Origin of the sequence: Candidatus Proelusimicrobium excrementi (assembly GCF_937881865.1) — a bacterium.
GTDB lineage: Bacteria > Elusimicrobiota > Elusimicrobia > Elusimicrobiales > Elusimicrobiaceae > Proelusimicrobium > Proelusimicrobium excrementi.
This window is the reverse complement of record NZ_CALGEO010000131.1, coordinates 1-9,780: the sequence shown is the minus strand read 5'-3', so window position 1 is coordinate 9,780 and position 9,780 is coordinate 1. Positions and strand designations below refer to the sequence as shown.

Annotated in this window: 9 protein-coding genes; 7 read left to right on the top strand and 2 right to left on the bottom strand. The window is 43.3% G+C overall.

Annotated features, from left to right (window positions below):
* The coding region (locus ACQY26_RS06290; RefSeq protein WP_428048293.1) for an outer membrane protein at nt 1–827 on the top strand (827 nt) is incomplete at its 5' end.
* Nucleotides 827–1,948: a glycerate kinase gene (locus tag ACQY26_RS06285; protein ID WP_428048292.1), complete on the top strand. Its 1,122-nt coding sequence runs from the start codon at nt 827–829 to the stop codon at nt 1,946–1,948. The genes ACQY26_RS06290 and ACQY26_RS06285, both read left to right, overlap by 1 nt.
* Before the next feature lie 71 nt (nt 1,949–2,019).
* Here ACQY26_RS06285 and ACQY26_RS06280 read toward each other — a convergent pair whose 3' ends face one another.
* Nucleotides 2,020–2,529 (bottom strand): ferritin, encoded by a 510-nt coding sequence (locus tag ACQY26_RS06280; RefSeq protein ID WP_428048291.1) that lies wholly within the window; start codon nt 2,527–2,529, stop codon nt 2,020–2,022.
* 135 nt (nt 2,530–2,664) lie between these two features.
* Between ACQY26_RS06280 and ACQY26_RS06275 the strand changes: the two genes are divergently transcribed.
* The 3 genes from ACQY26_RS06275 (at nt 2,665) to ACQY26_RS06265 (ending at nt 5,023) form a co-directional block, all read left to right on the top strand.
* Nucleotides 2,665–3,138 (top strand): TspO/MBR family protein, encoded by a 474-nt coding sequence (locus tag ACQY26_RS06275; RefSeq protein ID WP_428048290.1) that lies wholly within the window; start codon nt 2,665–2,667, stop codon nt 3,136–3,138.
* A 16-nt stretch (nt 3,139–3,154) separates the two neighbouring features.
* Nucleotides 3,155–3,691: a DJ-1 family glyoxalase III gene (locus ACQY26_RS06270; RefSeq protein WP_428048289.1), complete on the top strand. Its 537-nt coding sequence runs from the start codon at nt 3,155–3,157 to the stop codon at nt 3,689–3,691.
* Between the two features lie 126 nt (nt 3,692–3,817).
* A complete protein-coding gene (locus tag ACQY26_RS06265; RefSeq protein WP_428048288.1) occupies nt 3,818–5,023 on the top strand; it encodes a hypothetical protein in 1,206 nt (401 codons plus the stop codon).
* Between the two features lie 70 nt (nt 5,024–5,093).
* Here the strand turns inward: ACQY26_RS06265 and ACQY26_RS06260 are convergent, their stop codons facing one another.
* Complete coding sequence (locus ACQY26_RS06260; RefSeq protein ID WP_428048287.1) at nt 5,094–5,393, bottom strand: hypothetical protein; 300 nt, start codon at nt 5,391–5,393, stop codon at nt 5,094–5,096.
* Nucleotides 5,394–5,740: 347 nt separating this feature from the next.
* Between ACQY26_RS06260 and ACQY26_RS06255 the strand changes: the two genes are divergently transcribed.
* Entirely contained in the window at nt 5,741–6,919 is a 1,179-nt protein-coding gene (locus ACQY26_RS06255; RefSeq protein WP_428048286.1) for a hypothetical protein, read from the top strand.
* Between the two features lie 115 nt (nt 6,920–7,034).
* Nucleotides 7,035–9,620 carry a DEAD/DEAH box helicase family protein gene (locus ACQY26_RS06250; RefSeq protein ID WP_428048285.1) on the top strand — a complete coding sequence of 862 codons (2,586 nt, stop codon included), beginning with the start codon at nt 7,035–7,037 and terminating at the stop codon, nt 9,618–9,620.
* Nucleotides 9,621–9,780 lie beyond the last annotated feature (160 nt).

Sequence of the window (9,780 nt, the reverse complement as noted above, 5' to 3'; positions counted from 1 at the left end):
CGGTATCGTCTTCCGGGCTTTCTTTTGACGACGACTTGGAAAAGGTTTTTCCTTCCAAGCCGGAAGTTGTGGAGCCTAAAATAACCTATAAATATCACGTTCACAATTCCGAGCAAGCCGCCAAAGAAGAACCCGAAGCGGAAGAAGAAACACCCGTTTTGACCGAAACCGAAAAAAAACAGCAGGAACAGGAAGCGGCCCTTATAACGGAGCAAATTAAAAAGAAAGATACCGGCAAGAATTATTTTGCCGTGCACGTCGGGGCTTTAACCGCCGATTTAAAACTTAACATGGAAGAGTACGGCGGCGCGGAGGAAGATGTCGGCGGCACAAACGTCGCTTTTTCCGTTGCTTATATGCGTAAGCTTTCAAGCCGCTTGTGGCTTGGCGGCGGCGTAGGTTACGGGATGCTTTCCAAAAACGACTTTGAATATCCTCTCACCGGGGAAGAAAAAATGTATGTGGAAACTTCCGGCCAAGTGTATGACGTTAACCTTTTAATGAATTTTTATCTTAACACGCAAAGCGCCTTAAGGTTCTATCTTACCGGCGGCGTGGGGTATACCAGCGCAAGCTTGGATGAAAGCCCTTCAAAATATGAGTTGCAAAACGTAGGTACCGGGGAATACGGCTGGACGACGCAGGAATCAAACACCGTCAGCAGCGGCAACTTTAACGCGGTGTTCGGGCTGGGCGCGGAATATGCCGTGGACGACGTCAACCTCGGCCTTGAAGTGAAAGGCAAATATTTCAGTTTCAAAGACGAACTTGAAAGCAGTTCCAAAATGAGCGTCTACACCACCTTGAAGGTAAGCTGGTTCTTCTGATGAAGATTCTGCTTGCTCCGAATGCTTTTAAAGGATGTTTGAGCGCGCGGGAATTTTGTTCCCGCGCGTCTTTTTTGGCTTCGGCTCATCAAATAAAATGCTTGCCGTTTTCAGACGGAGGCGACAGCGTCTTGGAAGTGTTTTCTTCAGCTTTTCCCTCGGCCAAACGGCACTTCGTCCGCGCTTTTAACGCCGTCGGCAAAGAGCATAAAGCCCCGTATCTTATTTTGGAAGACGGCAAAACCTGTATTATAGAAAGCGCAAAAGTTTGCGGTTTGGGCGAACTTAAAAAAAACGAACTTAATATTTTAAACGCGTCTTCTTTCGGGATAGGGCAGGTAATAAAAGCCGCTTATAAAAAAGGCGCAAGAACATTTTATATAGGTTTGGGCGGAGTGGCTTTCAATGACGGCGGCGCAGGCATGGCTATGGCTTTGGGGTACAAATTTTTTGGCACCGAAGGAAATAAGCTTAATAAAGGCGCGGCGGAGCTGCGCAGGCTTTCTCTTATAAAGCGTCCGCAAAATATGCCGGATATTAAAGCTTACGGGTTATGCGACGTAGATAATGTTCTCTTGGGGCCATACGGATCGGCTTATGTTTACGGCCCGCAAAAAGGGGCGACTCCGGCGCAGGTTAGACTTGTGGAAGAAGCCATGACGGCTTTGCACCGCGCGGTAAAGAAGTATTTAGGCGTAAACATCAACACCAAACACTGCGGCGCGGCGGGCGCGCTGGGGGCCGGGATTAAAGGCTTTTTGAACGCTAAGCTTGTAAGCGGCGCGCCGTTTATAGCCGCGAAGCTTGGCCTTTCCAAAGCCGTAAAGCAGGCGGATATCGTAATTACCGGGGAAGGCAAGCTGGATGGGCAAACCTTTTACGGAAAGGGGCCCTTCTACGTCTGTAAATTGGCGGCCAAGTATGCAAAACCGGTTATAATTGTTTGTGGCGTGAATGAAATTAAAGACAAAAACTTGCTTAAAAAATATTCCGTGGCGAAGGTAATGGAACTTTCGGCTTTGGCCGGCGGACGTGAAAAGGCTTTAAAAGATGCGCCTTTTTATATAGAAAAAGCCCTGCGCGGGGTTTTTGACGGCAAAGCCGAGGCTGTTTTTAGATAAAATTTTTAATTCGGCAAAATAAAAACCCCGCTTTAAAAGGCGGGGTTTTTGCATTATTCGTACTAAACAAATTAACCTATTACCGGTGCGGTAAAAGTTCTTGCGGCGAGTTCTCTGTCCAGCATTAAAAGAGCTTTTTTATCGTCGCCTATTAATTTTAAGGTGGCGATTAAATGTTCTACGCCGGATTCTTCTTCAACCTGTTCTTTTACGTACCAGTCAATGAAGGAAGAAGCGGCTCTGTCTTTTTCTTCTTCGGCGACGTCGGCCAAAGCGTTTATTTTGGAAGTTACCAATTTTTCGTGTTTTAAAACCTGTTCATAAACGCATAAGGGGCATTTTGCGTCGAAAACGGGCTTTTCAATCGCGCCGAGTTCCACTTTGCCGCCTCTTTCAAAAACGTAATTGTACATACCCATGGCGTGGGCGTTTTCTTCTTTAACCTGCACGTCAAACCAGTTGGCGAAACCCTTTAAACTTAAAGAGTCGAAATAGGTTTTCATCGAGAGGTACAAATAAGCGGAATAAAGCTCCGCGTTAATTTGATCGTTAAATGCTTTTTGCATTTTTTCGCTTATCATTGTTAGATCTCCTTTTAAGGCGTTTAAACCTTATATATTAAATTTTATATTTTTTTTTAGACGGCTGTTCAAATATTGACAAAATGTATTTCCGCCCGTAGGATAATAGAGTGCTCGTCTTTGAGCCGTTTTGATATGGTAAAGAAAATATTTGTATTTTTAATATGTCTGTTTTTGGCTTTTTTGCCTTCGCTCGGCGGCTTGGCCGTCAGTGCCGACGTCTTACAAAATTGGTATGCTTCGCTTAGCAAACCGTCTTTTACCGCGCCCGATTGGCTTTTCGGCCCGGCGTGGAGCGCGCTTTATTTGCTGACGGGTATTGTCCTTTACATTTTATATACCTCCGAAATAAATCCAAAAGACAAAAAAACTTTGCTTCTGTTTTTTGCCGCGCAGGCCGCTTTAAATTTTTTGTGGACGCCGGTATTTTTCGGTGCGCGCGCGGTGTTTCTTTCTTTATGTATAATAATCTTGATGACGGCCCTGTGCGTTGATTTCGTCATAAAAGCGTTTGCCGTAAAGCCGGTTTTGGCTTATTTGTTTCTGCCTTATGTCCTTTGGCTTTTTTACGCTTTTTGGCTTAACGCCGGGGTTTACGTATTAAATTAATTTACGGAGAAATATTATGAAAGCGTGCATGATAATCGCTGACGGTTTTGAAGAGATGGAAGCCATGGGCTCTTATTCGGTTTTAAACAGGGGCGGAGTAACGGTGGATTTATACGGGCTTAAAGGGGATAAAGCGGTAAGCAAACACGGGCTTAACGTCTGCGGATTAAAACCTTTCGCTTCTTTTAAAGACGAGGATTATTCCGTTATTATTTTACCGGGCGGCCCGCATTACAAAGCTTTGGAAGCGGACGAAAATCTAAAAAAACTTATAAAGGATTTTTTGGCTTCGGGCAAAAAAATCGCCGCCATATGCGCCAGCCCTACGATATTGGGCCGCATGGGGCTGTTAAAGGGCAAGAATTATACTTGTTATACGTCTATGAACGAGGACTTCGGCGGAGTTTATAAAGAAGATTACGCCGTTACGGACGGTAATATAATTACCGGCAAAGGCCCGGCCGCCGCGATAGACTTCGGCCTTGAGGTTTTAAAGAATCTTAAAGGGGCCCAAATCGCGGAAGAAGTAAAAAAAGGAATGTATTATAAATAATTTTTAGATGTTTGTGTTACGGATTCTTCATATTTCAAATTAATTATTGATTCTCAGTTGCCAAATCAAGGTTAATTTTGTTATATGGAGTTATAGGCAGTATAAAACGAAAAAAGGAGGAGTGCCATGAAGAAACTACTTGGCTTGCTTATGGTATTGGCCGTTGCGATGCCGGCAAGCGCAGAAATACTCAAAAATTTTGAGTTAACGGGCGATGTGCAGGTTATTGCCTCTGACGTAAGACATAATTCAGTCGCCGCATATACTACGGGTACCAACCTTCGCGTATTGGCCGGCGGTTCCTTTGACGTTGCCGAAAACGTTCGCGCCAATTTAATGTTCCAATATTTAAACGTTTGGGGCAGCGATCCTACGGTTGATTCCCCTTCCGTAGGCACTGTTGGTAAGAGCGCAAATGACTATTTGGATGATATAAGAGTGGTGGAAGCCAATGTCGAAATGAAAGAAATTTTCGGCTGGCTTGACGTAAAAGTAGGACGCCAATTCTATGGTGACGAAGACAGCACCGTCTTATATGTCGGCCCCAGATATTACAATGCCGAAATGAACCCCTACTCCGCATTTAACTATGCCACCGCTTTGGACGCGGTAAAGCTTTCCTATGCCAATGATTTCGTTAACGTAAACGTAATCGCCGGCGAAGCGGAAACTTATGACGGCACAGAGATTATAGACGAAGGCGACAAACACGGTATGTACGGTGTTGACGCCAAGTTCAGAATCAATGATGAACTTTCCGCCCAAGTATACGGATATAACTTTAAATCCTTAATGGGAGTTGACAACTTCGGTTTCTACGGCGGCAAAGTAACCTTTGCGCCGGAAGCTTTCCTCGTAAGCGCGGAATACGCCCGCAACTTTGCAGGCGAAAAAGTTCTTGAAGAAATCCATGACAATCCTTATATGGTAAAAGCCGACGCAAAAGTTTTCCTCGACGCTTTTACCCCCAGAGCCACTTTCTTCTACTCCAAAAACTTTACGGGCTTCGGCAATTACAGACCGGGCTTATTAGTTGGCGATTTATTAAACAACTACATAAGTGACCCGTTTGAAGGCGGCTTAAGGATGTATAATCTCGGTATAGATTATAAATATGAAAAATGGACCTTCGCTTTGGACGGCTTTGCTTTCCAAGACAGAACCGCCAAACACGCCGCCACCTTGGAGGCCGATCTTGTCGTAAAATATGCGTATAACGACAATATCGAACTCTTCGCCGGCGCCGGCTATGCAAAGTATAAAGAAAACCTTAAAAACGTATTCGGCACCGACAACACCAAAGGTCAAGTCGGCGTACTCGTAAGACTGTAATTTTTAAATTACAAACAAAAGCCCCGGTCTAAAACCGGGGCTTTTTATTTGATTGATTTTTTAAGAAGGTTTATTCTTCGTCCGCGCGCCTTTCCTCGTAAGGTTCAAATTCCCCTTTAAAGAGGAAGTCTTCGGTTATTCTGGCGCAGTCGGCGACGCAGCCGCGGCAGGAGCGCAGCCTGTCGGTTTTGCCGTCGGTCCCGCGCAGTTTGGCGCAGGTGCAGGTGCCGTTCCATTTTATGCTTTTTATATAAGAAGATATGCTTATAATCGGGCTGAGCGTTATGCTGGAAAATACAAACGAAAGTACCGCCGTTATGAAGCTTGTAAACAGGCTGACCCATAATGATATTATAAAGATGTTGCTCATCTTTTTATAATCTTTTTCCAAATTGCGCGCCGCTTTTGGCCAGTTCGTTATTTATACGGTTTTGGGTTACTTCGCCGAGTTCCGGGGTAAAAGCAATACTTAGTAGGGCGCAGATTGTAAAATCAGCCGCAAAAAAACAAAGCCGTTTTGAAAAACGCGGGGCCGGCCTTGCGTCGGCCCTTTTCATTTTAAAAAATATTGTTCAAATTTAATTATTTTTGCTGATTTAAGCATGTTTTTTAGTATATATTTTTTGTCATATTATCCCTTTTTTCGGTCCCTTTTGCTTTTTCTAATCCGTTTTAGCTACATATTTGTTTCTTCTTTTTATCTACAATGTCTTAGTAATGTTTAAATCCTTTTTCATATCCATTATCCTGCTGTTTTTGGCCTTGCCGTTATTTTCTTTATCGTTTAATAATTTTTCCGTTGCCCCATCGGCTTCTTCAGAACTTATATCTTATAATAACGCTTCCGCCGTCAACAACAGCCTTAACTCTAACATTGCTTCGGTCTATTTGCAGGCTCCGGTTCAATTATCCCTTAATAAGTTTCCAATCTCCCTTTACGCTTTGCCTTTCTTTAAAGCTTATTACGCCGATAATATCGATAATATTGATAAACTCTCTTTCGCTAATGCTTTTGTCCTTATTAATTATGACGATTATTCCCTTAAACTCGGCAGACAGTTTATCTATAACACGGATACCGCCTTTGCCCTTTACTTCGGTCCTGATAATAATACGGATTTCTCCTTCCCGTCATATGCCGACGGCGCCTCTTTATCTTTTGCCAATGACTTCCTTGCTTATAATATATTCCTGGCTTATGCCGATTTTACAGCTGCCGGCGGTTTCCTAAAATTATTCCCGCTCTCTTTTCTCTCTTTCTCCTTATTCTCTTATTACAAAGATTTGCAAGACGCCGACATCTATATCTTGGGTTCGGGCCTTAAATTACAGCTTTCCCAAAAACTTGATATTTCCGCATTCGCAGCAATTAACCAAGGTAAACAAAACTATGCACTGTTTAATCAAAACTTCTCTAAAAACTATAACGCCTCTTTCTTTAAAATAGACGCCAATGCCGATATCTCTTCCCAAATATTTAACGCTTTGCTCAGTTTCTCTTATTCCACTTCTTCCAAAAACGATAAAAACTCTTTGCCCTTTACTTCCGTTTCAAAATACAATATATACGGTTCTATCGCCGGCAATATATTTGATGTGCCTGTACAAAATACTTCTTTCTCCCTGAACCTTTCCCCGGTTGATTTGCCAAAACTTAATATCAAAGCCGACGCTTTTTATTATACTTCCGCTTTTAAAGACTCGTTCAGTCAATATATAGGCTCGGAGTTTAATCTCTCGGCCCGGTATGACTTCAATGATATTTCCCTTAAACTCTCTTACGCGTATTTGGCTCTTGATAACGGATTTCTGGAAACCAACGCCTTCTCAAATAAAAATAACAATAATAATCTCCAACGCCTGGCTTTAAGCATTACTTTAAACAATTTGTTTTAGCCTATCTGATAAAATTGTAATTATTTATATATTAATTAAGATGAAAATAAATTTTCTTATTTTTATATGTCAACTATAAAACCATGGCAGAGCTAAATTGATATAATACAAATTGATGAACCCGGAAGAATCCGCCCGTCAGCTGATAGACGGCAAACTGACCCAAGCCGGTTGGCTTGTGCAAGACCGCAAAGATTTTAACCGTTTTGCGGGGGTTGGCGTTGCCTGCCGGGAATTTTTAATGGAAGACGGCACGGAAGCGGATTATCTTCTGTTTGTTGACGGGAAGGCCGTGGGGGTAATTGAAGCAAAAAAAGCCGGCTTGGCATTAAGCGGCATAGAAAGCCAGTCAAAAGGTTACAGCTGCCGCTTGCCCGCTTATGTAAAACATTATCAGCTTCCTTTGCCGTATATATACGAAAGCAACGGAAGCGAAATATTCTTCACGGATATTCGCGACCCTCACCCTGCTGCACGGCCCATATTTCATTTTCATCAGCCTGTTACTCTGAAAGAAAGTTTGGAAAAAGGTTCTTCTTTACGGAGGCGTTTGCAAAATTTGCCTGTTTTACCAAAAGGGAATTTGCGTGATTGCCAGTTTGACGCTATTCGGAATTTAGAAAAATCGCTGGCTTTGGGCAAGCCCCGTTCCTTAATTCAGTTGGCGACGGGAGCCGGTAAAACTTATACCGCATGTAATTTTACGTATCGTTTGCTTAAATATGCCAAGGCAAAACGTGTATTGTTTTTGGTGGACAGAAATAATTTAGGCCGCCAGACGTACAAAGAATTCCAAGCTTTTCGGCTGGATGATGATAACCGTTTATTTACCAGCCTGCATTTGGTGCAGCATTTAAAGAGTAATATTATTAACCCGGATACCGAGGTGGTAATTACTACTATTCAGCGTTTGTATTCTATATTGCGCGGAGAAACTGACTTCGATGAAGGCAACGAAGACGTATCAGCCTACGAAAGCCCCGCCTTAGCCAATGTGCAGGTTTCTTATAATCCTCAAATTCCGCCGGAATTTTTTGATTTTATTATTACGGATGAATGCCACCGCAGTATTTACGGCTTGTGGCGACAGGTGCTGGAGTATTTTGATTCTTTTTTAATAGGTCTTACGGCAACGCCTTCCAAACAGACTTTGGGATATTTTAACCAAAACTTAGTGGCGGAATACCCTTACGAACGTTCCGTGGCTGATAATGTAAATGTCGGATATGATATCTTCCGCGTGAAGACAGAAATTTCCGATAAAGGCAGCAGAGCGGAGGCTGGGTATACTATCCCTAAAATAGATCGCAAAACCCGCCATAAAATTTATGAAACGCTGGATGAAGATTTGGAATATAAGCCCGAACAGTTGGACCGTTCCGTTACGGCTATAAATCAAATCCGCACAGTGCTGGAAGCCTATAAGCAAAATATTTTTACTACCTTGTTCCCGGAGCGCGAACCGACTTGGATCCCCAAAACGCTGATTTTTGCCAAGGATGATAACCACGCCGAAAATATCGTCCGGCTTGTGCGGGAAGTGTTTAACGCCGATAACGATTTTTGTAAAAAGATTACTTATAACGTATCCGGCGTAAAGCCGGAAGATTTAATCCAGGAGTTCCGCATTTCGCCCGCGTTTCGTATTGCCGTAACGGTGGATATGATTGCCACGGGGACGGATATCAAGCCGCTGGAAGTGCTTATTTTTATGCGGGACGTCCATTCCGAACTTTATTACGAACAGATGAAAGGCCGCGGCGTGCGTACAATCCCGGTAAGCGATTTGAAATCTGTTACGCCTAACGCAGTTTGCAAATCTAAATTTATTTTGATTGATGCCGTAGGCGTAACAGAAAGTAAAAAGTCTGTTCAGCCGCCTTTGGAGCGCAAGAAAGGGATTTCCTTTAAGAAGTTATTGGAGCAATTAGGGCAGGGGCGTTGTGACGAAGACGCCCTAAGTTCCGCCGCCGCGCGGCTGGCAGCTCTTGGGAATGCACTGGATGAGGAAAAACAAGCGCAAATTAAAGAAATTTGCGGCAAAAGTTTGCAGGAACTTTCCAACGTGCTTTTAGATGCGATAGACCCCGACAAATTAGAAGGGAAAACCGGGGCGGAAATAGAACAGTTGCGGGATGACGCCGTCCGTCCTTTTGCCAACCCCAAAGTGCGGGATTTCCTGTTAACGCAAGCGCGGAACGTTTATATGTATGTGGATGATATTTCCACGGATAAAGTAATAGAATTTGCCCCTGTTAAGGAACGCGCGGAAGGGATTATCAAAAGTTTAAAAGAATTTATTGAACTGCATAAAGATGAGTTGGCCGCCTTGTCTATTATTTACCATAAATCGTATGGCAAAAAACAGCTGACTTATGACGGTATAAAAGAACTTGCGGACGCGCTTGTCAATAATGCGCCGTCTTTATCTATCCCGGTATTATGGGGCGCATTTATGCAGATAAATCCGAGTAACGTACAACGGGCCAAAACGCCGGAAAAAATGCTGACGAATATTATTCAGCTTATGCGCTTTGCTTTGGGGCAAGATACTGAGCTAAAACCGTTTGATACGGTGGCCGCTCAGCGGTATAACTTGTGGCTGGGCCGACAGAAAAAGCGCGGCATTGTGTTTTCGGCCGACCAGTTGGGCTGGCTGGAAGAAATTAAAAACTTTATTATTTATAAAGTTTTTTTGTGAAGTTCTTGTCATATTATCAATTTGATTTACTTTCAAAGAGGCAACTCCTTTTGACGCAATATAACCTAAACCATTGGCTCCAGCGCCCCAAATAGCACTTTCTGCCAAATCACCAACACTCTCTATATTTCCCTTTATAGCATCAGATGCTATATTACCT

Bases quoted from the DNA above. Each gene is read 5' to 3' on its own strand.
- ACQY26_RS06285 (WP_428048292.1), top strand. From the start codon at position 827: ATGAAGATTCTGCTTGCTCCGAATGCTTTTAAAGGATGTTTGAGCGCG.
- ACQY26_RS06280 (WP_428048291.1), bottom strand. From the start codon at position 2,529: ATGATAAGCGAAAAAATGCAAAAAGCATTTAACGATCAAATTAACGCG.
- ACQY26_RS06275 (WP_428048290.1), top strand. From the start codon at position 2,665: ATGGTAAAGAAAATATTTGTATTTTTAATATGTCTGTTTTTGGCTTTT.
- ACQY26_RS06270 (WP_428048289.1), top strand. From the start codon at position 3,155: ATGAAAGCGTGCATGATAATCGCTGACGGTTTTGAAGAGATGGAAGCC.
- ACQY26_RS06265 (WP_428048288.1), top strand. From the start codon at position 3,818: ATGAAGAAACTACTTGGCTTGCTTATGGTATTGGCCGTTGCGATGCCG.
- ACQY26_RS06260 (WP_428048287.1), bottom strand. From the start codon at position 5,393: ATGAGCAACATCTTTATAATATCATTATGGGTCAGCCTGTTTACAAGC.
- ACQY26_RS06255 (WP_428048286.1), top strand. From the start codon at position 5,741: ATGTTTAAATCCTTTTTCATATCCATTATCCTGCTGTTTTTGGCCTTG.
- ACQY26_RS06250 (WP_428048285.1), top strand. From the start codon at position 7,035: ATGAACCCGGAAGAATCCGCCCGTCAGCTGATAGACGGCAAACTGACC.